Origin of the sequence: Pseudomonas sp. 10-1B (assembly GCF_000935045.1) — a bacterium.
GTDB lineage: Bacteria > Pseudomonadota > Gammaproteobacteria > Pseudomonadales > Pseudomonadaceae > Aquipseudomonas.
The window spans coordinates 68,484-92,907 of the sequence record NZ_JYKS01000036.1; the positions used below are offsets into that span (position 1 = coordinate 68,484).

General features: G+C 65.5%; 21 protein-coding genes. 14 read left to right on the forward strand and 7 right to left on the reverse strand.

What is annotated here, in order from left to right; translation table 11 throughout:
• Window positions 1-217: 217 nt before the first annotated feature.
• Genes TZ03_RS19955 through TZ03_RS19980 form a run of 6 tightly spaced genes read right to left on the reverse strand, consistent with a single transcriptional unit; the run spans window position 218 to window position 9,110 of the window.
• On the reverse strand, window positions 218-691 hold the full coding sequence (locus TZ03_RS19955) for a chemotaxis protein CheW (RefSeq protein ID WP_051099900.1): 474 nt from the start codon (window positions 689-691) through the stop codon (window positions 218-220).
• A complete protein-coding gene (locus TZ03_RS19960) occupies window positions 684-5,636 on the reverse strand; it encodes an Hpt domain-containing protein (protein ID WP_051099901.1) in 4,953 nt (1,650 codons plus the stop codon). The genes TZ03_RS19955 and TZ03_RS19960 overlap by 8 nt, the downstream gene beginning before the upstream one ends.
• Before the next feature lie 9 nt (window positions 5,637-5,645).
• Window positions 5,646-7,697 carry a methyl-accepting chemotaxis protein gene (locus TZ03_RS19965; protein WP_236692860.1) on the reverse strand — a complete coding sequence of 684 codons (2,052 nt, stop codon included), beginning with the start codon at window positions 7,695-7,697 and terminating at the stop codon, window positions 5,646-5,648.
• A gap of 47 nt (window positions 7,698-7,744) precedes the next feature.
• The gene (locus TZ03_RS19970; RefSeq protein ID WP_051099903.1) at window positions 7,745-8,299 is read right to left on the reverse strand and encodes a chemotaxis protein CheW; all 555 of its coding nucleotides are present in this window, start codon (window positions 8,297-8,299) and stop codon (window positions 7,745-7,747) included.
• Entirely contained in the window at window positions 8,296-8,661 is a 366-nt protein-coding gene (gene pilH, locus TZ03_RS19975; protein ID WP_051099904.1) for a twitching motility response regulator PilH, read from the reverse strand. The genes TZ03_RS19970 and pilH overlap by 4 nt, the downstream gene beginning before the upstream one ends.
• Before the next feature lie 47 nt (window positions 8,662-8,708).
• On the reverse strand, window positions 8,709-9,110 hold the full coding sequence (locus TZ03_RS19980) for a response regulator (RefSeq protein ID WP_051099905.1): 402 nt from the start codon (window positions 9,108-9,110) through the stop codon (window positions 8,709-8,711).
• 242 nt (window positions 9,111-9,352) lie between these two features.
• On the opposite strand from TZ03_RS19980, the gene gshB reads away from it, so the two are divergent.
• From gshB to TZ03_RS20050, 14 genes are all read left to right on the forward strand, one after another.
• Window positions 9,353-10,306: a glutathione synthase gene (gshB, locus tag TZ03_RS19985; protein ID WP_051099906.1), complete on the forward strand. Its 954-nt coding sequence runs from the start codon at window positions 9,353-9,355 to the stop codon at window positions 10,304-10,306.
• A gap of 147 nt (window positions 10,307-10,453) precedes the next feature.
• Window positions 10,454-11,359, forward strand: a complete 906-nt coding sequence (locus TZ03_RS19990; protein WP_051099907.1) for an energy transducer TonB — start codon at window positions 10,454-10,456, stop codon at window positions 11,357-11,359.
• Between the two features lie 169 nt (window positions 11,360-11,528).
• Window positions 11,529-12,098, forward strand: coding sequence for a YqgE/AlgH family protein (locus TZ03_RS19995; protein WP_051099908.1), 570 nt, complete (start codon window positions 11,529-11,531; stop codon window positions 12,096-12,098).
• Window positions 12,098-12,523 (forward strand): Holliday junction resolvase RuvX, encoded by a 426-nt coding sequence (gene ruvX, locus TZ03_RS20000; protein ID WP_003249316.1) that lies wholly within the window; start codon window positions 12,098-12,100, stop codon window positions 12,521-12,523. The genes TZ03_RS19995 and ruvX overlap by 1 nt, the downstream gene beginning before the upstream one ends.
• 49 nt (window positions 12,524-12,572) lie before the next feature.
• Window positions 12,573-13,091, forward strand: a complete 519-nt coding sequence (pyrR, locus tag TZ03_RS20005; RefSeq protein ID WP_051099909.1) for a bifunctional pyr operon transcriptional regulator/uracil phosphoribosyltransferase PyrR — start codon at window positions 12,573-12,575, stop codon at window positions 13,089-13,091.
• 12 nt (window positions 13,092-13,103) lie between these two features.
• The gene (locus TZ03_RS20010) at window positions 13,104-14,108 is read left to right on the forward strand and encodes an aspartate carbamoyltransferase catalytic subunit (RefSeq protein ID WP_051099910.1); all 1,005 of its coding nucleotides are present in this window, start codon (window positions 13,104-13,106) and stop codon (window positions 14,106-14,108) included.
• Window positions 14,105-15,376, forward strand: coding sequence for a dihydroorotase (locus TZ03_RS20015; protein WP_051099911.1), 1,272 nt, complete (start codon window positions 14,105-14,107; stop codon window positions 15,374-15,376). Before TZ03_RS20010 ends, TZ03_RS20015 begins: the two co-directional genes overlap by 4 nt.
• Window positions 15,377-15,636: 260 nt before the next feature.
• Window positions 15,637-16,167: an ATP-dependent protease subunit HslV gene (hslV, locus tag TZ03_RS20020; protein ID WP_025340909.1), complete on the forward strand. Its 531-nt coding sequence runs from the start codon at window positions 15,637-15,639 to the stop codon at window positions 16,165-16,167.
• Window positions 16,168-16,242: 75 nt separating this feature from the next.
• On the forward strand, window positions 16,243-17,586 hold the full coding sequence (gene hslU / locus TZ03_RS20025) for an ATP-dependent protease ATPase subunit HslU (protein WP_051099912.1): 1,344 nt from the start codon (window positions 16,243-16,245) through the stop codon (window positions 17,584-17,586).
• Window positions 17,587-17,865: 279 nt separating this feature from the next.
• Complete coding sequence (locus TZ03_RS20030) at window positions 17,866-18,243, forward strand: gamma-butyrobetaine hydroxylase-like domain-containing protein (RefSeq protein ID WP_051099913.1); 378 nt, start codon at window positions 17,866-17,868, stop codon at window positions 18,241-18,243.
• Window positions 18,244-18,510: 267 nt separating this feature from the next.
• Window positions 18,511-20,190: a class II poly(R)-hydroxyalkanoic acid synthase gene (phaC, locus tag TZ03_RS20035; RefSeq protein WP_051099914.1), complete on the forward strand. Its 1,680-nt coding sequence runs from the start codon at window positions 18,511-18,513 to the stop codon at window positions 20,188-20,190.
• Window positions 20,191-20,252: 62 nt separating this feature from the next.
• Window positions 20,253-21,104: a poly(3-hydroxyalkanoate) depolymerase gene (gene phaZ / locus TZ03_RS20040; protein WP_051099915.1), complete on the forward strand. Its 852-nt coding sequence runs from the start codon at window positions 20,253-20,255 to the stop codon at window positions 21,102-21,104.
• Between the two features lie 119 nt (window positions 21,105-21,223).
• Window positions 21,224-22,906 carry a class II poly(R)-hydroxyalkanoic acid synthase gene (gene phaC, locus TZ03_RS20045; RefSeq protein ID WP_051099916.1) on the forward strand — a complete coding sequence of 561 codons (1,683 nt, stop codon included), beginning with the start codon at window positions 21,224-21,226 and terminating at the stop codon, window positions 22,904-22,906.
• 13 nt (window positions 22,907-22,919) lie between these two features.
• On the forward strand, window positions 22,920-23,534 hold the full coding sequence (locus TZ03_RS20050; protein WP_051099917.1) for a TetR/AcrR family transcriptional regulator: 615 nt from the start codon (window positions 22,920-22,922) through the stop codon (window positions 23,532-23,534).
• Window positions 23,535-23,655: 121 nt separating this feature from the next.
• Here TZ03_RS20050 and TZ03_RS20055 read toward each other — a convergent pair whose 3' ends face one another.
• Entirely contained in the window at window positions 23,656-24,423 is a 768-nt protein-coding gene (locus TZ03_RS20055) for a phasin family protein (RefSeq protein WP_051099918.1), read from the reverse strand.
• Window position 24,424 lies beyond the last annotated feature (1 nt).

The following is a 24,424-nucleotide window of genomic DNA, read 5'->3' on the forward strand; positions in this document are numbered from 1 at the left end:
CAATGGCTGGGATTTGCGCTATCCCTGTGGGAGCTGGCTTGAAGAAAACCATAGAATCTCCCACAGGGACCGCACAATCGCTGGGATTTACGCTATCCCTGTGGGAGCTGGCTTGAAGAAAACCATAGAATCTCCCACAGGGACCGCACAATCGCTGGGGTTTGCACTATCCCTGTGGGAGCTGGCTTGCCGGCGATGAGGCCACGCGCCTCACATCCTACCCAAGGTCAGGTTGCAGTTCCGCGTCACGCACCAGCCTTTCCAGTGCAACCAGGTCGGGCACCCGCGCCACCTGCTCGCCCACCTGCACCGCCGCCAGCTCCAGGCGGCCCAGCGCCACATCCACATAGTTCAGCTGGCTGTCGAGCTTGCACGAGCGCGGGATGTCCTGCAGCAACAGCGCCAGGTAGCGAAGGCCGGTGTCGCCCAGGGCATTGAGCACCACCACCCGCGCACGTTCGCCGCAAGGTGTCTCGCCACCGCATGCTGCCTCGAAGCCGACCAATGGCAGGCGTTGCTGGCGCCAGTCGATCCAGCCCAGGTGCCAGGCTGGCTCGCCACGCTGGCACACCAGGTTGCGCTGGCCGCTCAACTCGGCCACTGCCACGTTGGGCAATACCAGCGTTCGGTCACCCAACGGTAGCAACAGCCCGGTCAGGCTGCTGCGCTGGCCGGCGATAAGTTCAAGCATGGGTCTGGCTCCAGTGGGCGATGTTCTGCAACAACAGCGACTCCTGGTACGGCTTGCCCAGGTATTCGTTGACACCGATGGCCATGGCACGGTCGCGGTGCTTTTGCCCGGTGCGCGAGGTGATCATGATGATCGGCAGGTCTTTCAGGCGCGCGTCACGGCGGATGCGTGTGGCCACTTCGAAGCCGTCCATGCGCGGCATCTCGATATCCAGCAGCAACACATCGGGGCGGTGTTCTTCCAGCAGGGCCATGGCATCGACCCCGTCCTTGGCTGTCAGCACGCTCATGCCATGGCGTTCCAGCAGGCGGCTGGTGACCTTGCGCACCGTCACCGAGTCATCCACCACCATCACCAGCAATGCCCGTCGCGGCGCCGGGCCGGACACCGGGTGCTGGGCAATGCCGCCACCCGGCAGGCGCGCCAGGCGCCGCTGCTGGCCACGCAACTGGCCCAGCAGGTCGAGAATCAGCACCACCCGGCCATCGCCCAGCAACGTCGCGCCCGATAACCCGGCAACCGCGGCAAACTGCGGCCCCAGACTCTTCACCACGATCTCGCGGCTGGGCGACAGGCCGTCGGCCTGGATGGCGAACGATTGCTCCTGGGAATGCACCAGCAGCACCGGCAGTGGCACGCTCTGCCCCAGCAATGCGGGGCGTGGCAGGCCTTGCAGCAGTTCGCCCAGGTAACGCAGCTCGTATTCGTGGCCGGCGTAGGCATAACGGGGGACGTCCAGCTGGTAGCACGCCGCGAGCTCCGCCGGTGGCACACGGACGATACCCTCGATGGTATTCAGCGGAATCGCGTACTGCTCTTCGCCCAGGTGCACCATCAGCGCACGGTTGACCGACACGGTGAACGGCAGCCGGATCAGGAAGCGCGCGCCCTTGCCCTGGGCCGATTCGATAGTCATCGAGCCGCCTAGCTGCTTGACCTCCTCGTGCACCACGTCCATGCCCAGGCCGCGCCCGGAAATCTGGGTGATCTTCTCGGCGGTGGAAAAGCCCGGGCGCAGGATGAACTGCAGTATCTCGTGATCGCTCAAATGCGCCTGCGGGTCCAGCAGGCCACGCTTGATAGCCTTGCGCCGCACCGCTTCCAGTGGCACGCCAGCACCGTCGTCGGCCATTTCGATGACGATATCGGCGCCTTCGTGCAGCAAGTTCAGGTGGATGGTGCCCTGCTCCGGCTTGCCAGCGGCCAAACGCATTTCGCGGCTTTCCAAGCCATGGTCGACGGCGTTGCGCAGCATGTGCTCCAAGGGCGCCACCATGCGTTCGAGCACACTGCGGTCCAGCTCGCCCTCGGCATTGCCGACCACCAGTTCCACCTGCTTGCCCAGCTCGCTGGCCACCTGCCGCACCACACGCTGCAAGCGTGGCACCAAGCGTTCGAACGGCACCATCAGGGTCGCGGTCAGGCCTTCCTGCAACTGGCTGTTCACCCGCGCCTGCTGCTGCAACAGGCCATAGGCCTCCTGCGCGCGTTGGGCCAGGGTTTCCTTGAGGTCGAGCAGGTCCGAGGCAGACTCGAACAGAGCGCGCGAAAGTTGCTGCAGTTGCGAATGGCGGTCCATCTCCAGCGGGTCGAAGTCATCATAGGCATCACCTTCGAACTGCTGACGGCTGAGGATCCGCCCCTGGGTCTCGATGTCCAGGCGCAGCAACTGGTCGCGCATGCGCTCCAGGGTGGTTTCCATCTCGTTGAGGGTGAACTGCGCATCGTTGACCTGCTGCTCGATGCGCCCACGAATGATCGAGTGCTCGCCCGCCAGGTTACCGAGGTCGTCGAGCAACTCGGCATCGACCTTGACCATGTCGCCCGGCGCCCGCTCCGGTGCCGCCGCCGGCACCTCACTGGTAGCGGCTTCGACCGGCCCCTGGCCAGCGGCACTGTCGGTCAGCGCCGCGCTACTGAAGTTACGGATGTAGTCGATCAGCGCCGTGGCAGCATGCAACGGCTGCCCGAGGCGTACGGCATCGAGCATGTGGGCCAGGCGATCATGGCAATTCTGTAGCAGGGCGAACAGCGGCGCGCTCGGCGGCAGACGGCCGGCGGCCAGCAGTTCGTAGAGAAACTCCAGCTCGTGGGCCAGGTCGCCGATCGGCGCGATCTCGACCATGCGCGCCACGCCCTTGAGGGTGTGCAGGTCGCGCATCAGGTTGTCCACCTCGACACTGCTACGCGGGTCGGCCTGCCAACGCGCCAAGGCCGCTGCGGCGCTCTCGACGATGTCCGAGCTTTCTTCGAGGAAGACTTCCAGCAGCTCCTCGCCAGGGCTTTCCGGCTCTTCGACCAGCGTTTGCGTCACATCAGGCAGCATGGGCTTGCGTGGCAGCCCCAGGCCAAGGGTATCGGCCAAGTCCATATCCGGGTGCAGCGGGGTGACCGTGTCGATGCCCACCAGGCCGGTGGCATCCGGCGCCAGGGCCTGGCCCAGCAGGTTGCGCAGGCTGTCGACCAGCTCCGGCCGGGGCGGGATGTCCTGCCCGGCCGCCACTTCGTCGAGCATGTCCAGCAGGGCTTCGTGGGCACGCTGCGCCTGGGCGAAGAAGCGCGCATCGGCGGGCAGGCTGCCCTCCTCCACGGCGCCGTACAGGTCGAGCAGGGCTTCGCACACATCATCCATCTGCCACAGGTCGGCCAAGTGTGCAGCGTGGCCCAAGCTGGTCAGTTCATCGAGCAGGGTTTCCAGCACGTCACGCTGGCCCGGCTGTTCCTGCCAGCGCGACAGCAACGACTCGGCATCGAGCAGGATATCCATGGCCTGGGCCAGGAAACTGGCGGTCAACTGCGGGTCGCGCTTGTTGCGCCGCGCATGCTGCGGGCCTTCATGCAGACTGGCCAAACGCCCATCCACCGCCTGGCCGACCTGTTCGATCAACTCCGCGGCGCCGGGGATGGCCGCCAGCGGCGTGCTGTCGAGTTGCGCCAGGCCCAGGTGGAACAGCGAGCGCGCGGCTTCCAGCCATTCTATCTCGGCCATTTGCAGGGGCAGCTGATGGCCCTTGTATTCACGGGCCAGGCGGTCGAAGGCAGTGGCCAGTTCGGCAACCGGCATCACCCCGGCCATGGCGGCACTGCCCTTGAGCGTGTGCAGGGCACGCTGCAAACCGTCACTGACCGGCGTGTCGTGGCCGTCGGCGCCCTGCAGGAACGCATCGAGGCTGGCCAGATGGCCCTGCGCCTCCGCGCGGAAGATATCCAGCAACTGCGGATCGAGGCCGTCGATATCGCTGGCTGCCGGGGCGTCGTTCTCGGCCAGGGCATGCAGGTGCCCGGCCAGCTGTTCGATCTCGGTCAGTTGCGGCAACTGGCCGGCGGCAAAGTCGGCCAGCAGGTCGGGCAGGTGGACGAACACCTGTTGCAAGGCCACCACACCTTCCGGGCTGAGCACGCTACGGCCCTCCAGCACCCGGTTCAGCAGGTGCTCGGCGCCCCAGGCCAGCTCGGCCACCGCCTCGGCATGCACCATGCGGCCGCTGCCTTTGAGGGTGTGCAGCGCGCGGCGCACTTCCCCTAGCGCCTCGCGCTGCTGGTTGTCGGCACGCCAGCGCAGCCACTGGCGCTCGATTTCCGGCAGCAGCTCACCGGCCTCTTCGAGGAACACCTCGCGCAGCTCGTCATCGATGCCATCGCCGCTATCATCCAGGCACGCGCCGGCTTCGACCAAGGCGCAATGCACCCCCAGCGCCGCCAGGCTGGCGCGCGCCATGTCGATGAAGGGCTGGCCATCCGCCAATGGGTCGGCCACCCGCCACTGCAGGTAGCATTCGGCGGCGCTCAGGGCCTCGGCCAGGTGCGTCAGCTCATCGGCCGGCGGCTCCACGTCCAAGTGCTGCAGCCAGCGTTGCACGTAGCTGGCGCAACCAGCAAACAGCTCGGCCACGGCCGGCAGCATCAACATCGCCAGAGCCCCGCGAACCTGCTGCAACAACCCTGGCAAGGGTTGCAGGCGTTGTCGCGGCCAGCCAGACTCCAGGCAATCGCCGATCAGGTCCTTGGCCTGCTGCAGCACGTTCAGCGACTCGTTGAGTACCAGTTGGCGGATCTCGGCCAGATCCGAGCCTGGCAGGCCGCCCTGGCCGTTTTCCTCCAGTGGGCCGACCATGCCGTTGAGGGTGGCCTCCACGTACAACAGGGCCCCCGCCACGTCCATCAACACCGCGTCGTCCACCGAGCGCTCGCCCTGGGCCAAGGCCTGCAACGCCAGCACCTGGTCGATGATCACCCGGCGTGGCTGCTGGAAGCCCAGCACGGCCAGGGTGTCGGCGACATGGCGCAGCGGCGCCAGCAGGTCATCGAGCTGCTCGCTGTGCTGGCGGTCGCTGCGCACGAACTGATCCAGGCGCTCCTTGATGCGCATCAGGTCGTCGCACAGCGCGGTCACCACCGAGCGCAGGGCATCACGGCCCGGCCCGGCCTGCAGCTGCTCGCGCCAGTTGCCCAGTGACAGGTCGAGGTTGGCCAGGTCGTCGGCACCGGCAAAACGCTGGGCGGCGCCGCTGATCAGGCTGGCCTGGGCCAACGGCTCCTCGCCACGGCAGGCACGCAGCTGGTTGAGCAGCGGCAGCATCACCAACGGCAGGTCGTGGCGCGCGCCGCGCAAGCGCTCCAGGTACGACGGCAATTGCTCCAGGCCGCGGAACAACGCGCCCAGGCAGTCACCTCGGGGGCTGACCTGACCATCGGCCAAGGCCTTGGCGAACAGCTCCAGTTCTTCGGCCAGGCGCGTGGCGCCGCGCAGTTCGAGCATGCGCAGGCAGCCGTGCACCTGGTGCAGGTTGTCGACCACGAAGGCCAGCATCGACAGGTCGCCAGGCTCACCGGCAAAGCGTTCCAGGGCCTGGCGCGCCTGGCCCAGGCAGTCGAGCATGGCGGCCTTGGTCCAGGCCAGCGCCACGGTGTCGTGGCGCTCGGGGCTTACTGCAGCTACAGCCATGGGCACTCCTTAGCGCGGCTCTTCGGCAGGGCTCTTCGAGTTGGGCTCTGCAGGTGGCGGCAGGGTGAAACCGGACACCGAACGGCGCATCTCGCTGGCCATGCGGGCCAGGTGGCGGATGCTGTCGGCAGTGGCGCCGGAGCCAGCGGAGGTCTGCGCGGTAATCTGCTGGATCACCGCCATGGTGTGGGAGATCTGCCCAGCCGACGAGGTTTGCAGCTGGGCTGCGTCGGAAATGCTGTGGATAAGGTCGGCCAGGTTCTGCGAGACCCCTTCGATCTCGGCCAGCGCCACCCCGGCATCCTGGGCCAGGCGGGCGCCGCGCACCACTTCGGCGGTGGTCTGCTCCATGGAGATCACCGCCTCGTTGGTGTCGGCCTGGATGGTCCGCACCAGCGCCTCGATCTGCCGGGTGGCCGACGACGAGCGTTCGGCCAGGCGCTGCACCTCGTCGGCGACCACGGCAAAGCCGCGGCCGGCTTCACCGGCCAGCGAGGCCTGGATCGCCGCGTTGAGGGCGAGGATGTTGGTCTGGTCGGCAATGTCGTCGATCAGGCTGACGATGTCGCCGATTTCCTGGGACGACTCGCCCAGGCGCTTGATCCGCTTGGCGGTGTCCTGGATCTGTTCGCGAATGTTGTCCATGCCGTTGATGGTGTTGTGCACCACCTCGTTGCCCTTGTTGGCGATGGCTACCGAGCGCTCGGCGACCTTGGCCGATTCATAGGCGTGCGCGGAAACCCGGTCGATCGACTCGACCATGTCGCCAACCGCCTCGGACGCCTCGCTGATCTGCTCGGCCTGATGCTCGGAGGCCTTGGCCAGCTGGCGGGCGGTGTTCTGCGTGTCCTGCACGGCGGCGGCGACCTGCACGGCGCTGTGGTTGATGGTGGCGACCAGGTCACGCAACTGGTCCACGGAATAGTTGATCGAGTCGGCAATAGCGCCGGTGAAGTCCTCGGTAACCGATACGGTCACGGTCAGGTCACCATCGGCCAGCTCTTCGATTTCGTCGAGCAGGCGCATGATCGCCTGCTGGTTGCGTTCGTTCTTTTCCGCCGTCTCGCGCAGTTGGCGGTTGGTGGTGCGCACCATGACCAGGCCGATGAGGATGATCGAGGCCAGCGCCAACAGGCCCAGGGCGTAGCCGCCAACAGTGTCGAGGGTGCGCCCGCCGGCCAGGTTCTCGAAGCCGTTGGCCAGGTGCGAGGCCTCGTCGAGCAGGGTCTGTGACAGGCTGAAGATGTTGCCCGCGGCCTCCCGCACACGGAACAGTTCGGGCGAGGTTTCGAGGATTTCGTCCACCGAACCTGCGACGAACTGGAACAGTTCGGCGATTTCGCCCAGGCGCGCGCGGGCGTCGGCATCCTCGACGCGGGTCACCTGGATTGCCGCGTTGCCACTGAGCATGCCTTCGAGCACCTGGCCAAAGCGCGCGGCATCGCGGCCAAAGGCGTCGGCCGCCTGGGCTGCGGAATCGTCACCGGCCAGCACGGTGTTGACCGAGCCGAGGATGCGTTCGGCCAGCAACAACTGGCGCTGGGCCACCGCTACCTGGTTGGCCGGGGCGCCGCTCTGCAACAGGATCTCGACGACTTTTTCGTATTCGACCTGCAACTGCGGCACGGTCTCGGCCAGGGTCGCCGCCACCTGGTGCAGCGACAGCACGGTCTGCTCGCTGGCCAGGATGGTATCGGTGTTCTTGCGCAGGTTTTCCCAGTCGCGGTGTACCGCTTCCATCTCATCACGCACCGTGGACGGCGCGGGGGGCAGGCCGGTGGACTTGTCACCCTGGCGCAGGTAGCCCCAGCGCCGTTCGAAATCGTTGCGCGCATCCGACAGCAGCTTGAAGGCCAAGGCCTTGCCGGTGGCGGCCTCGGTGGCGTTCTTGGCGATACGCTGCGACAGCACGCGCAGTTCGCCGGCATGGCCGATGTACTGCTTGTCGTAGTTGGACTGGGTGTTCAGGTAGGCAAAGTTGGCGAACAACAGGATGATCGACAGGATCAGGATCAGAAACAGCACGGTGATCTGCGCGATGCTGCGAGTACGTGGGGTCACGGTGGTGGCAGTGACGGGGGTGGCAGGCTTGTTCACGTTCGCAGGTCCTATAACGCCACATCGAGAAAGCCCGGCGCCTGGGCCAGGGCGAAGGGGCTGAAGATCGCCCAGTTGCGTTCACGCGGGAAATGCCCCTGCACAAAAGGTGCAGCGGCGCGGATCAGTGGCTGCGGCGGCGACAACTGCAGGCTGTCCAGGGCAAAGTGCTGCAGGCCCAGCACCTCGTCCACCAGCAGGCCGACGAACAGGTCCTCGTGGTCCAGCACCAGCACCCGTCGCTGCTTGCCCGGGGCGGCTTGGCCAAGGCCGAAGAAACTGCTCAGGTCCAGCACCGGCAACAGCCGGCCACGCAGGTTGGCCACCCCGCATACCCACGGCTGCACGCCGGGGACACGGCTGCTGCGTGGTTCGCGCAACACCTCGGCCACCTCGCCCATGGGCGCGACGAACCACTGCCCGGCAATGCGAAAGCCGATGCCGCTCCACTGTTGCAGGCGGTTGTCCTGCGGCGGCTGGTCGGCGACCAGCAGGCGGCAACGCCGGTCGATGTCCAGCAACAACTCGAAGGCGGTCAGCGACGCGCCCTGCGGGCGGGTGGTCAAGCCCCCAGCACTTCTTTGAGCTTGGCGATCAGCGCGCCCTCTTCCACCGGTTTGGTCAGGAAGTCGCGCGCGCCCTGGCGCGTGGCCCAGATACGGTCGGTTTCCTGGTCCTTGGTGGTCACCACGATAACCGGGATAGCGCTGGTTTCCGGGTCTTTGCTGAGCTGGCGAGTGGCCTGGAAGCCGTTCATGCCAGGCATGACGATGTCCATCAGCACAGCGTCGGGCTTGTCCTGCCGGGCCAGGGCCACGCCATCGGCACCGTTGCTGGCCTTGAGCACCTGGTAGCCGTGCTTTTCCAGCCATTCGGTCAAGCGGTACATCTCTGTCGGCGAGTCGTCGACAATCAGAACTCGGGCCATGCTGTTTCCCCATCAGGAAAGAAAGACCGTGCCATGCCAGGAAGCGGTCAGGGTGCGTGTTGTTGAGTTGCGGCAAAACCGGGCACGTGGGCCCGAATCGCGTCGAGCAGTTCTTCCTTGCTGAACGGTTTGGTCAGGAACTGATCGGACCCGACCACCCGGCCGCGGGCCTTGTCGAACAGGCCGTCGCGCGACGACAGCAGGATCACCGGGGTGTCCTTGAAGGCGCTGTTGTGCTTGATGATTGCGCAGGTCTGGTAGCCGTCCAGGCGCGGCATCAGCACATCGACGAAGATGATGCCGGGCTGGTGGTCGACGATCTTGGCCAGGGCATCGAAGCCATCGCTGGCGGTGATCACCTCGCAGCCCGCTTCACCGAGCAACATCTGCGCAGTGCGGCGGATCGTGCGCGAGTCGTCGATCACCATCACCTTCAGGGGTTGTTCCATAGACGCCTACCAGTGGGAATTTAGCTGCAAGTTGCAAGCGGCAAGTTACAAGAAACAGCCAATCGGCGCGTGACTGCTTTTCTCTTGAGGCTTGTAGCTAAAGGCTTGCAGCTGCATTTTTAGCACACTCCGGGTGGCCATTCCATCTGCCGCACCCCTTGACCGGCGGCGTTCACAGCGCCACCCTGAGCCACTTTTCTTTCGATCCATCGCGGCCACGCGCCGCCAAGAGGAACCACCCCATGAGCGTTCGCCTCGGCATTGTCATGGACCCCATCGCGTCCATCTCCTACAAGAAGGACAGCTCGCTGGCCATGCTGCTGGCCGCCCAGGCACGCGGCTGGAGCCTGTTCTACATGGAACAGCGCGACCTGTACCTGGGGGCCGGCCAGGCCCGGGCGCAGATGCGCCCGCTGAAAGTGTTCGCCGACCCGGCCCGCTGGTTCGAGCTGGGCGAGGAGCAGGACAGCGCGCTGGCCGACCTGGACGTGATCCTGATGCGCAAGGACCCACCCTTCGACATGGAGTTCGTCTACAGCACCTACCTGCTGGAACAGGCCGAGCGTGAAGGCGTGCTGGTGGTCAACCGCCCGCAGAGCCTGCGTGACTGCAACGAAAAACTGTTCGCCACCCAGTTCCCGCAGTGCATGGCGCCGACCCTGGTCAGCCGCCGCGTGGACATCCTGCGCGAGTTCGCCAACAGCCGTGGTGACGTGATCCTCAAGCCGCTGGACGGCATGGGCGGCGCCTCGGTGTTCCGCCACCGCAAGGACGACCCCAACCTGTCGGTGATCCTGGAAACCCTGACCCAGCACGGCACCCAGCAGATCATGGCCCAGGAGTACCTGCCGCAGATCAAGGATGGCGACAAGCGCATCCTGATGATCGACGGCGAGCCGGTCGACTACTGCCTGGCACGCATCCCAGCCAGCGGCGAGACCCGCGGCAACCTGGCCGCCGGCGGCCGTGGCGAGGCGCGCCCGCTGACCGACCGCGACCGCTGGATCGCTGCCCAGGTCGGCCCGACCCTGCGCGAGAAGGGCCTGCTGTTCGTTGGCCTGGACGTGATCGGCGACTACCTGACCGAAATCAACGTCACCAGCCCCACCTGCATTCGCGAAATCGATGCCGCCTACAACACCGATATCGGTGGTCAATTGATGGATGCCATTGATCGCCAGCTGCAGGCCCGCTGACCACCGACGCACGGCAAACACCCAGAGTGGGGTAATATGCTCAGCCGCAAGCTACAAGCTGCAAGCCACAAGAACAGCCAGCCTGTGCCGAACTGCTCTTACTTGTAGCTTGAAGCTTGAAGCTTGAAGCTGCCCCCTGGATACCCGATGACGCTGCCCGCTGACATCCCCGCCGACCTGCTGCCGCCCCGTGTTCGCCCGGTGGACCGGCTCGGTTTCACCCTGTTCCTGGCTGCCCTGGTGCATCTGGCGCTGATCCTTGGCGTCGGTTTCAGCGTGGTAAAGCCTGCCGAAATCCGCCACACCATGGATATCACCCTGGCCACCTTCAAAAGCGAGAAACCGCCCGAGAAGGCCGACTTCCAGGCCCAGGACAACCAGCAGGGCAGCGGCACCCTGGACAAGAAGGCGGTGCCCAAGACCACCGAGCTGGCACCGTTCCAGGACAGCAAGATCAACAAGATCACCCCGCCGCCCGCGGCCAGGCCCGAGGTGGTGCCGCCCCCTACCCCCGAGAAGTCGGCGGTGGTGACCACGGCGCCCAAGCCGCAGAAGGTCGAGCCCAAGCCCAAGGAAAGCAAGCCGCAGCCCAAGCCGGCGGCACCGGCACCGGACTTCGACAGCTCGCAGCTGTCGAGCCAGATCGCCAGCCTGGAGGCAGAGCTGTCCAATGAGCAGCAGATGTACGCCAAGCGCCCGCGCATCCACCGCCTCAACGCCGCCTCGACCATGCGCGACAAGGGCGCCTGGTACAAGGAAGAGTGGCGCAAGAAGGTCGAGCGGGTGGGCAACCTGAACTACCCCGACGAAGCGCGCCGGCAACAGATTTACGGCAACTTGCGAATGATGGTGTCGATCAACCGCGATGGTTCGCTGTATGAGGTATTGGTGCTGGAATCGTCCGGGCAGCCGGTGCTGGACCAGGCGGCGCAGCGCATCGTGCGGCTGGCAGCGCCGTTCGCGCCGTTTACCGGGGACCTGGCCGAGTTCGACCGCCTGGAAATCATCCGCACCTGGCGGTTTGCCCGTGGGGACCGTTTGTCCAGCAACTGATTTACTGGCTGTACTGGCCCTTTCGCGGGCACGCCCGCTCCCACAGGTTCCTCACCGGTTTTGAAGCCTGTGGAGTATCTGTGGGAGCGGGCGTGCCCGCGAAGAGGCCGGTACAAGCGACACAAAGCGCACCTTGTCAGCCTCGCCACCTGGCGCCACACTATCGCTCATGAAAACCCTCACGCCGAGCTACCTCAAGCATCAGTTCCTGATCGCCATGCCGCACATGGCCGATCCGAACTTCGCCCAGACCCTCACGTACATCGTCGAGCACAACGCCCATGGCGCCATGGGCCTGGTGGTCAACCGGCCGCAGGAACTGAGCCTGGCCGACATCCTCGAGCAGCTGCGCCCGGACGAAATGCCACCGGCCAGCACCTTGCAGGTGCCGATCTACCAGGGTGGCCCAGTGCAGACCGACCGCGGCTTCGTGCTGCACACCAGCGAATGCAGTTACCAGGCCACCGTCGAGTTGCAGGGCCTGTCACTGAGCACTTCGCAGGACGTGCTGTTCGCCATCGCCGAAGGCGTGGGGCCGCAAAAAAGCCTGATTACCCTGGGCTATGCCGGCTGGGAAGCGGGCCAACTGGAAGCGGAGCTGGCCGACAACGCCTGGCTCAACTGCCCGTTCGACGCGGAAATCATCTTCGGCATGGCCAGCGACCTGCGCCTGGAGGCTGCGGCCGCCAGCCTGGGCATCAACCTGCACCTGCTGACCAGCCAGGCGGGCCACGCCTGATGGCAGAACTACGTCTACTGCTGGGCTTCGACTACGGCAGCAAACAGATCGGCGTGGCCGTCGGCCAGGTGATCACCGGCCAGGCCCGCGAGCTGTGCACCCTGAAGGCACAGAACGGCGTGCCGGACTGGGCCCAGGTGGAAAAGCTGATTGCCGAATGGAAGCCGGACGCCATCGTCGTCGGCCTGCCGCTGAACATGGACGGCACGCCCAGCGAAATGAGCGCCCGCGCCGAGAAGTTCGCCCGCCGCCTGAACGGCCGTTTCAACCTGCCCGTGCATACCCACGACGAGCGCCTGACCACCTTCGAAGCCAAAGGCGAGCGTATGGCCCGTGGCGGCCAGCGCGGCAGCTACCGCGACAACCCGGTCGATGCCATCGCCGCCGCCCTGCTGCTGCAAGGCTGGCTGGAGGCCAATACCTAATTTTCCGCGTTTACGTCGGGCCAACCCGGCGCCCTCCAGGAGACACGCAATGAGCCTACCCAATCCAGCCGACCTGATCCGGCAGATGGCTGTCGACCTTCGCGCCCATCTGGCCCGTCGCAACATCACCGCGCCGCGCTACATCGGTATCCGCACCGGTGGTGTCTGGGTCGCCCAGGCCCTGCAGGAAGCCATGGGCGACACCAGCCCCATGGGCACCCTGGACGTCTCGTTCTACCGTGACGACTTCAGCCAGAACGGCCTGCACCCGCAAGTGCGCCCGTCCGAGCTGCCGTTCGAGGTCGAGGGGCAGCACCTGGTGCTGGTGGATGACGTACTGATGAGCGGCCGCACCATCCGCGCGGCGCTCAACGAACTGTTCGATTATGGCCGCCCGGCCAGCGTCTCCCTGGTATGCCTGCTGGACCTGGATGCCGGCGAACTGCCGATCCGCCCGAATGTGCTCGGCGCCACCCTGTCGCTGGCGGCCCATGAACGGGTAAAATTGACCGGACCCGCACCGCTCGCCCTCGAGCGCCAGGACCTCGCCTCCGCTTCCGCCCTTTAAGAGTCCCCCGCGATGACGCCAATCGACGCCAAGCGCCCGCTGCAGCTCAATGACCAGGGCCAGCTGCGCCACTTCCTCTCGCTCGACGGTTTGCCCCGCGAACTGCTCACCGAGATCCTCGACACCGCCGACTCCTTCCTGGAAGTCGGTGCCCGGGCCGTGAAGAAAGTCCCGTTGCTGCGCGGCAAGACCGTGTGCAATGTGTTCTTCGAGAACTCGACCCGTACCCGTACCACCTTCGAGCTGGCGGCCCAGCGCCTGTCGGCCGACGTGATCAGCCTCAATGTGTCGACCTCTTCGACCAGCAAGGGCGAGACCCTGTTCGACACCCTGCGCAACCTCGAAGCCATGGCCGCCGACATGTTCGTGGTGCGCCACTCCGACTCTGGCGCCGCGCACTTCATCGCCGAGCACGTATGCCCGGAAGTTGCCGTGATCAACGGCGGTGACGGCCGCCATGCGCACCCGACCCAGGGCATGCTCGACATGCTCACCATCCGCCGCCACAAGGGCAGCTTCGAGAACCTGTCGGTGGCCATTGTCGGCGATATCCTGCACTCACGCGTGGCCCGCTCCGACATGCTGGCACTGAAAGCGCTGGGTTGCCCGGACATCCGCGTGATCGGCCCGAAAACCCTGATCCCGATCGGCATCGAGCAGTATGGCGTGAAGGTCTACACCGACCTCGCCGAAGGCCTGAAGGACGTCGACGTGGTGATCATGCTGCGCCTGCAGCGTGAGCGCATGGCCGGCGGCCTGCTGCCCAGCGAAGGCGAGTTCTACCGCCTGTTCGGCCTGACCACCGCACGCTTGGCCGGTGCCAAGCCCGATGCCATCGTCATGCACCCAGGCCCGATCAACCGCGGCGTGGAAATCGAGTCGGCAGTGGCCGACGGCAAGCACTCGGTGATCCTCAACCAGGTCACCTACGGCATCGCCGTGCGCATGGCCGTGCTGTCCATGGCCATGAGTGGGCAGAACGCGCAACGTCAATTCGACCAGGAGAACGCCCTGTGACCATCAGTATTCTCGGCGCCCGGGTCATCGACCCCAACAGCGGCCTGGACCAGGTCACCGACCTGCACCTGGACGGTGGTCGCATTGCCGCCATCGGCGCCGCCCCGGCCGGCTTCAGCGCCAGCCGTACGATCCAGGCCGCTGGCCTGGTTGCCGCGCCTGGCCTGGTCGATCTCGGCGTGTCCTTGCGTGAGCCGGGCTACAGCCGCAAAGGTAACATCGCCAGTGAAACCCGCGCTGCCGTGGCCGGTGGCGTCACCAGCCTGTGCTGCCCGCCACAGACCAAGCCGGTGCTGGACACCTCGGCGGTGGCCGAGCTGATCCTCGACCGTGCCCGCGAAGCCGCCAACAGCAAGGTCTACCCGGTCGGCGCCCTGACCAAGGGCCTGGAGGGCGAGCAACTGGCCGAATTGGTGGCACTGCGCGACACCGGTTGCGTGGCCTTCGGCAACGGCCTGAAGGAAATCCCCAACAACCGTACCCTGGCCCGCGCCCTGGAGTACGCTGCCACCTTCGACCTGACCGTGGTGTTCCACTCCCAGGACCGCGACCTGGCCCAGGGCGGCCTGGCCCATGAAGGTGCCATGGCCAGCTTCCTCGGCCTGCCGGGCATCCCGGAAAGCGCCGAAACCGTGGCCCTGGCGCGCAACCTGCTGCTGGTCGAACAGACCGGCGTGCGTGCGCACTTCACCCAGATCACCAGCGCCCGTGGCGCGCGGCTGATCGCCCAGGCCCAGCAACTTGGCCTGCCGGTGACCGCTGACGTGGCGCTGTACCAGCTGATCCTAACCGACGAATCGCTGCGCGAGTTCTCCAGCCTGTACCACGTGCAGCCACCGCTGCGTACCGCTGCTGACCGTGACGGCTTGCGCGAGGCGGTGAAGGCGGGGGTGATCCAGGCGATCTCCAGCCACCACCAGCCACACGAGCGCGATGCCAAGCTGGCCCCGTTCGGTGCTACCGAGCCCGGCATCAGCAGCGTCGAACTGCTGCTGCCGCTGGCCATGACCCTGGTGCAGGACGGCCTGCTCGACCTGCCGACCCTGCTGGCCCGCCTGAGCAGCGGCCCGGCGGCGGCCCTGCGCCTGCCGGCCGGCGAGCTGAAAGTGGGTGGTGCAGCCGACCTGGTGCTGTTCGACCCGCAAGCCTCGACCGTGGCTGGCGAGCAGTGGTTCTCGCGTGGCGAGAACTGCCCGTTCATCGGCCACTGCCTGCCGGGCGCGGTGCGTTATACCTTGGTCGATGGGCATGTTTGCCACGAGGCCTGAGTAGCCCTCACTGGCCTCATCGCCGGCAAGCCAGCTCCCACAGGAAATCACTGCTCTCAAGGCCTGTGGTTTTCCTGTGGGATCCCACAGGGAATCACTGCCCTCAAGGCCTGTGGTTTTCCTGTGGGAGCTGGCTTGCCGGCGATGAGGCCAGCGCAGGAGAACGCTGACCATTCATCCCCCACGGTTGAAATCCTTCCCCCCACCCCCATATGAGTCTGCATCAGGCACTTTCGCCCCGCTGCGTGGAGACTCTCCCCTTGACCACCATCGTTTCTGTCCGCCGTAACGGCAAAGTCGTCATGGGCGGCGACGGCCAGGTATCCCTCGGCAACACCGTGATGAAAGGCAACGCCAAGAAAGTTCGTCGCCTGTACCACGGCCAGGTCATCGCGGGCTTCGCCGGCGCCACCGCCGACGCCTTCACCCTGTTCGAACGCTTCGAAGGGCAGCTTGAGAAACACCAGGGCCACCTGGTCCGTGCCGCCGTCGAGCTGGCCAAGGAATGGCGTACCGACCGCTCCCTGAGCCGCCTGGAGGCCATGCTGGCCGTGGCCAACAAGGACGCCTCGCTGATCATCACCGGCAATGGCGACGTGGTCGAACCCGAAGACGGCCTGATCGCCATGGGCTCCGGCGGCGCCTACGCCCAGGCCGCTGCCCGCGCCCTGCTGAACAAGACCGACCTCTCGGCCCGTGAAATCGCCGAGACCGCCCTGAACATCGCTGGCGACATCTGCGTGTTCACCAACCACAACCTGACCATCGAGGAGCAGGACCTGGCCGAGTGATCAGCTGTTCTGGCGCCCCTTCCCGGTGACGGGGCTTTTCCACGCTGACTCATCTGCCCAAGGACCATTTTCATCATGTCCATGACCCCCCGCGAGATCGTCCACGAACTCAACCGCCACATCATCGGCCAGGACGACGCCAAGCGCGCCGTGGCCATCGCCCTGCGCAACCGCTGGCGGCGCATGCAGCTGCCTGCCGAGCTGCGTGCTGAAGTCACCCCGAAGAACATCCTGATGATCGGCCCCACCGGCGTCGGCAAGACCGAAATCGCCCGCCGCCTGGCCAAATTGGCCAATGCGCCATTCCTCAAGGTCGAAGCCACCAAGTTCACCGAAGTGGGCTACGTGGGCCGCGACGTCGAGTCGATCATCCGTGACCTGGCCGATGCCGCGCTGAAGATGCTGCGCGAGCAGGAAATCATCCGCGTGCGTCACCGCGCCGAAGACGCCGCCGAAGACCGTATCCTCGATGCTCTGCTGCCACAGGCACGCGTGACCAGCTTCAGCGAAGAAGCCGCGCAGACCAGCACCGATTCCAACACCCGCCAGCTGTTCCGCAAGCGCCTGCGCGAAGGCCAGCTGGACGACAAGGAAATCGAGATCGAAGTGGCCGATGCCGTCGGCGTCGAGATCGCCGCGCCGCCTGGCATGGAAGAAATGACCAACCAGCTGCAGAGCCTGTTCGCCAACATGGGCAAGGGCAAGCGCAAGGCGCGCAAGCTGAAGGTGAAAGAAGCACTGAAGATGGTTCGCGATGAAGAAGCGAGCCGCCTGGTCAACGAAGAAGAGCTCAAGGCCAAGGCCCTGGAAGCGGTCGAGCAGCACGGTATCGTGTTCATCGACGAGATCGACAAGGTGGCCAAGCGCGGCAATGTCGGCGGCGCCGATGTGTCCCGCGAAGGCGTGCAGCGCGACCTGCTGCCGCTGATCGAAGGCTGCACCGTCAACACCAAGCTGGGCATGGTCAAGACCGACCACATCCTGTTCATCGCCTCGGGTGCGTTCCACCTGAGCAAGCCAAGCGACCTGGTGCCCGAGCTGCAAGGCCGCCTGCCGATCCGCGTGGAACTGAAGGCCCTGACCCCGGAAGACTTCGAGCGCATCCTGCAAGAGCCGCACGCCTCGCTGACCGAGCAGTACCAGGCACTGCTCAAGACCGAAGGCCTGAACATCGAATTCCTCGCCGACGGTATCAAGCGCCTGGCCGAGATCGCCTACCAGGTCAACGAAAAGACCGAGAACATCGGTGCCCGCCGCCTGCACACCCTGCTCGAACGCTTGCTCGAAGAGGTGTCGTTCAGTGCCGGCGACCTGGCCAGCACCCATGACGAAGCGCCGATCCAGATCGACGCGGCGTACGTGAACAGCCACCTGGGTGAGCTGGCGCAGAACGAAGACCTGTCGCGTTACATCCTGTAAGACCGCAGGGGGCCGCTGTGCGGCCCATCGCCGGCAAGCCAGCTCCCACAGGTACTGCACAATCCTGAAGACTGTGCAGTACCTGTGGGAGCAACTGTCTTGTATTGCCTGGCCTCATCGCCGGCAAGCCGGCTCCCACAGGTACTGCACAGGGCTTGAGGCCTATGCGGTCGAGGTGGGAGCTGGCTTGCCGGCGAATGGGCTGCAAAGCAGCCCCCTTGCACAATCCCCCGAATCTCCCGAAGCTGTGCACTATCAGCTCCCCAGAGATTCCAGCCCATGGCCCGCCTGCCCACCGCCATCAACCTGCACAAAGCCTCGAAAACCCTCAGCCTCACCTACGCCCCCGGCGAGGTCTACCACCTGCCCGCCGAGTTCCTGCGCGTGCACTCCCCCTCCGCCGAGGTCCAGGGCCACGGCAATCCCATCCTGCAATTCGGCAAGATCAACGTCGGTCTGGTCGGCCTGGAACCTGCCGGCCAATATGCACTGAAACTGACCTTCGACGACGGCCACGACAGCGGCCTGTTCACCTGGGAATACCTCGAGCAGCTGTGCCTGCGCCAGGAACAACTGTGGGCCGAGTACCTCGACGAGCTGCACAAGGCCGGAAAGTCCCGCGATCCTGCCGAGTCGGTCGTTAAACTTATGCTCTAGCGCAAGCCCTTCAGGGTTTAGAGCGCATTTTCTAAATTCATCTGTTTGAATGCCCTACAGACAGCTCAGCGAAGGGCTGTCTTGCGCAATGCATGAAAGTCGGGTAACCAATGGGGTGGCAAGCTCCCTGCATCACTTTGCAGGTAGTCACAACCCTCGCAGCACCGCTGTTCCTTATCACTGGTCACCCGAGTAGCAGTACCGGGCTCAGGACTGTGCACCCGCCACAGCAACCGGTACTCGTCTCAGGACAACGGAGCGTCGTAGATGAGTAACAAGAACAACGATGAGCTACAGCGGCAGGCCTCGGAGAACACCCTGGGGCTTAACCCGGTCATCGGCATCCGCCGCAAGGATCTGTTGAGCTCGGCACGCACCGTGCTGCGCCAGGCCGTGCGCCAACCGCTGCACAGCGCCAAGCATGTGGCCCACTTTGGCCTGGAGCTGAAGAACGTGCTGCTGGGCAAGTCCAGCCTGGCCCCGGAAAGCGACGACCGCCGCTTCAATGACCCGGCCTGGAGCAACAACCCACTGTACCGCCGCTACCTGCAAACCTACCTGGCCTGGCGCAAGGAGCTGCAGGACTGGATCGGCAGCAGCGACCTGTCACCCCAGGACATCAGCCGCGGCCAGTTCGTCATCAACCTGATGACCGAAGCCATGGCGCCGACCAACACCCTGTCCAACCCGGCAGCGGTCAAACGCTTCTTCGAAACCGGCGGCAAGAGCCTGCTCGATGGCCTGTCCAACCTGGCCAAGGACATGGTCAACAATGGCGGCATGCCCAGCCAGGTGAACATGGACGCCTTCGAGGTGGGCAAGAACCTGGGCACCAGCGAAGGTGCCGTGGTGTACCGCAACGATGTGCTGGAACTGATCCAGTACAGCCCGATCACCGAGCAGGTGCATGCCCGCCCGCTGCTGGTGGTGCCGCCGCAGATCAACAAGTTCTACGTGTTCGACCTGAGCCCGGAAAAGAGCCTGGCGCGCTACTGCCTGCGCTCGCAGCAGCAGACCTTCATCATCAGCTGGCGCAACCCGACCAAGGCCCAGCGCGAATGGGGCCTGTCCACCTACATCGATGCACTCAAGGAAGCGGTCGACGCAGTGCTGGCGATTACCGGCAGCAAGGACCTGAACATGCTCGGTGCCTGCTCCGGTGGCATCACCTGCACCGCACTGGTGGGCCACTATGCCGCCCTCGGCGAAAACAAGGTCAATGCCCTGACCCTGCTGGTCAGCGTGCTGGACACCACCATGGACAACCAGGTCGCGCTGTTCGTCGACGAGCAGACCCTGGAAGCCGCCAAGCGCCATTCCTACCAGGCCGGCGTGCTCGAAGGCAGCGAGATGGCCAAGGTGTTCGCCTGGATGCGCCCCAACGACCTGATCTGGAACTACTGGGTCAACAACTACCTGCTCGGCAACGAGCCGCCAGTGTTCGACATCCTGTTCTGGAACAATGACACCACACGCCTCCCGGCGGCTTTCCACGGCGACCTGATCGAGATGTTCAAGAGCAACCCGCTGACCCGCGCGGACGCCCTGGAAGTGTGCGGCACCCCGATCGACCTGAAGCAAGTACAGTGCGATATCTTCAGCGTTGCCGGCACCGCCGACCACATCACCCCGTGGCAGTCGTGCTACCGCTCGGCGCACCTGTTCGGCGGCAAGATCGAGTTCGTGCTGTCCAACAGCGGCCACATCCAGAGCATCCTCAACCCGCCGGGCAACCCCAAGGCACGCTTCATGACCGGCGCCGACCGCCCGGGTGACCCGGTGGCCTGGCAGGAGAACGCCACCAAGCATGCCGACTCCTGGTGGCTGCATTGGCAGACGTGGCTGGGCGAGCGTGCCGGTGAACTGAAAAAGGCGCCGACCCGCCTGGGCAACCGCGCCTATGCCGCCGGCGAAGCAGCCCCGGGCACCTACGTTCACGAGCGTTGAGTTGTAGCGCCGTGGCCACCTGCGGGGGCCACGGTGTTTCATTTCACTCAAGAGTCACGCGCATGCCGCAACCCTATATCTTCAGGACCGTCGAGCTGGACACCCAGTCCATCCGCACCGCGGTCCGCCCAGGCAAGCCGCACCTGACGCCGCTGCTGATCTTCAACGGCATCGGCGCCAACCTGGAGCTGGTGTTTCCGTTCATCGAGGCACTGGACCCGGACCTGGAAGTCATCGCCTTCGACGTGCCCGGGGTCGGCGGCTCGTCCACGCCACGCCACCCGTACCGCTTCCCCGGGCTGGCCAAGCTGACGGCACGCATGCTCGACTACCTCGACTACGGCCAGGTCAATGTGATCGGGGTGTCCTGGGGTGGCGCGCTGGCCCAGCAGTTTGCCCACGACTACCCCGAGCGCTGCAAGAAACTGGTGCTGGCCGCCACCGCTGCCGGCGCGGTGATGGTACCGGGCAAGCCCAAGGTGCTGTGGAACATGGCCAGCCCCAGGCGCTACATCCAGCCGTCCCATGTCATTCGCATTGCTCCGTTGATCTATGGTGGGGCGTTTCGTCGCGACCCGGACCTGGCCCTGAGTCACGCCTCCAAAGTGCGCTCCGGCGGCAAGATGGGCTACTACTGGCAGCTGTTCGCCGGGCTGGGCTGGACCAGCATCCACTGGCTGCACAGGATCCAGCAGCCCACCCTGGTGCTGGCGGGCGACGACGACCCGCTGATCCCGCTGATCAACATGCGCCTGCTGGCCTGGCGGATTCCCAATGCACAGCTACACATTATCGACGACGGCCATTTGTTCCTGATCACCCGGGCCGAGGCCGTTGCCCCGATCATCATGAAATTCCTGCAGCAAGAGCGCCAGCGTGCGGTCATGCACCCCCGCCCGGCAGCGGGCGGGTAAATCGATGCGGCCTTCTTCGCGGGCATGCCCGCTCCCACAGGGACGGCGCTGAACCTGTGGGAGCGGGCTTGCCCGCGAAGGTCTCGAATGCGAAATTGCTCAAACAAGGGAGTGTTGCCATGAAAGACAAACCGGCCAAAGGAACGCCAACGCTTCCCGCCACCAGCATGAACGTGCAGAACGCCATCCTCGGCCTGCGCGGCCGTGACCTGATTTCCACGCTGCGCAGTGTCGGCCGGCACAGCCTGCTCAACCCCTTGCACACAGCCAGCCACCTGCTGGCCCTGGGCGGGCAGCTGGGCCGTGTGATGCTGGGTGACACGCCGTACCAGCCGAGCCCACGCGACCCGCGCTTCAACGACCCGACGTGGAGCCAGAACCCGTTCTACCGCCGTGGCCTGCAGGCCTACCTGGCCTGGCAGAAGCAGACCCGCCTGTGGATCGACGAAAGCCACCTGGACGACGATGATCGGGCCCGTGCGCACTTCCTGTTCAGCCTGATCAACGACGCCCTGGCGCCCAGCAATTCGCTGCTCAACCCGCTGGCGGTCAAGGAGCTGTTCAATACCGGCGGGCAAAGCCTGGTACGCGGCGTGGCGCACCTGCTCGACGACTTGCGCCACAACGACGGCCTGCCACGCCAGGTGGACGAGCGCGCCTTCGAAGTGGGCGGCAACCTGGCTGCGACCCCCGGCGCGGTGGTGTTTCGCAACGAACTGCTGGAGCTGATCCAGTACAAGCCGATGAGCGAAAAGCAGCACGCCCGCCCACTGCTGGTGGTGCCGCCGCAAATCAACAAGTTCTACATCTTCGACCTCAGCCCGACCAACAGCTTCGTCCAGTACATGCTCAAGAGCGGCCTGCAGGTGTTCATGGTCAGCTGGCGCAACCCCGACCCGCGCCACCGCGAATGGGGCCTGTCCAGCTACGTGCAAGCCCTGGAAGAAGCGCTCAACGCCTGCCGCAGCATCAGCGGCAACCGCGACCCCAACCTGATGGGCGCCTGCGCCGGCGGCTTGACCATGGCCGCGCTGCAGGGCCACCTGCAGGCCAAGCACCAGTTGCGCCGGGTGCGCAGTGCCACCTACCTGGTCAGCCTGCTCGACAGCAAGTTCGAAAGCCCAGCCAGCCTGTTCGCCGACGAGCAGACCATCGAAGCGGCCAAGCGCCGTTCCTACCAGCGCGGCGTGCTGGACGGCGCCGAGGTGGCACGGATTTTCGCCTGGATGCGGCCCAACGACCTGATCTGGAACTACTGGGTCAACAACTACCTGCTCGGCAAGACGCCACCGGCCTTCGACATCCTCTACTGGAACGCCGACAGCACGCGCCTGCCCGCCGCGCTGCATGGCGACCTGCTGGACTTCTTCAAGCTCAACCCGTTGACCCACCCGGCCGGCCTGGAGGTGTGCGGCACCCCCATCGACTTGCAGAAGGTCGAGCTCGACAGTTTCACCGTGGCTGGCAGCAACGACCACATCACCCCCTGGGACGCGGTGTACCGCTCGGCCTTGCTGCTGGGAGGCGAGCGGCGCTTCGTGCTGGCCAACAGCGGGCATATCCAGAGCATCATCAACCCGCCCGGCAACCCCAAGGCCTACTACCTGGCCAACCCCAAGCTGAGCAGCGACCCGCGCGCCTGGTTCCACGACGCCAAGCGCAGCGAAGGCAGCTGGTGGCCGTTGTGGCTGGAGTGGATCACCCCACGCTCCGGCCCGCTCAAGGCACCGCGCAGCGAACTGGGCAATGCCACCTACCCACCGCTGGGCCCCGCGCCGGGCACCTATGTCTTGACCCGATGAGCATGCCGACTGGATGAAAACCCGCGACCGTATCCTCGAGTGCGCCCTGCAGCTGTTCAACCAGCAGGGCGAGCCGAACGTATCGACCCTGGAAATTGCCAACGAACTGGGCATCAGCCCAGGCAACCTGTACTACCACTTCCACGGCAAGGAGCCGTTGGTGCTGGGGCTGTTCGAGCGTTTTGAAGAGGCCCTGATGCCGTTGCTCGACCCACCCCTGGAGGTGCGCCTGGACGCCGAGGACTACTGGCTGTTCCTGCACCTGATCGTCGAGCGCATGGCGCAATACCGCTTCCTGTTCCAGGACCTGTCGAACCTGACCGGGCGCCTGCCCAAGCTGGCCCGGGGCATGCGCAGCCTGATCAATGCGCTCAAGCGCACACTGGCGGCGTTGTTGGCCAGCCTCAAGGGCCAGGGGCTGGTGGAAAGTGATACCCAGGCGCTGGGGCAACTGGTGGAGCAGATCACCCTGACGTTGATGTTCTCGCTGGATTACCAGCGGGTGCTCGGGCGCGAGGGGGATGTGGGGATTGTGGTGTACCAGGTGATGATGCTGGTGGCGCCGCACCTGCAGGCCCCGGCACGGGCGGCGGCAGAGCAGTTGGCGGTGAAGTACCTGGAGGGGTAGGCCGGTCAGTTCGGTGGTGAGGCCTTCGCGGGCATGCCCGCTCCCACAGGGTCTGCGCTGATTTCCGGATCTGCGCTGTACCTGTGGGAGCGGGCGAGCCCGCGAAGAGGGCGACGCGATATCAGATCAGGGTACCGGTACCAGTCGGTGCCGACGGGGTGCTGCCGGCCGGGGTGGCGGCAGGTGCCGGTGCTGCGGTGGCGGCTGGCGCAGCGCTGGCCGCTGGGGCTGCTGGCTTGGCTGCTGCCGGCTTCGCGGCGGCCGGTTTGGCCGGAGCTTTCTTCACGGCTGGTTTCTTCGCTGCCGCTGCCGGCTTCGCCGCTGCGGTTTTGGCTGCTGGTTTCGCCGCTGCAGTTTTAGCCGCCGGCTTGGCCGCTGCCGTTTTCGCCGCAGGCTTGGCAGCTGCTGCCTTGGCCAGTGGCTTGGCCGCAGCCTTGCTCGCCGCCGGTTTGCTCGCAGCACTGCGCGACGAGATCGGCGTAACCGAAGCGCCGGTCAGTTTCTCGATCTGCTTGGTCAGGCTATCCACCTGCTGGTGCAGGGCCTTGATCTCGTTGCGGCTCGGTACGCCAAGGCGCGAGATGGCGCTGTTCAGGCGCTTGTCGAAGGCCTCTTCGAGTTCACTCCACTTGCCCAGCGCACGGTCCTTTACCCCAGACACACGCGAAGTGGTCGACGACTTGGCGGTTTCCGCCACGTCTTCAGCGGTCTTCTTCGCTTGCTTCTCGGCCTTCTCGCCATCCTTCACCAGCGAGTCGAACAGCTTCGGGCCGTCCTGGTCGATCTTCGAGTAGATACCCAGCCCCGCCAGCCAGATCTTGCGGGAGTACTTCTCGATCCCGCCGACCCAGGAGCTGCCTTCTTTTTCGGTATTCTTCTTGCCAGCCATC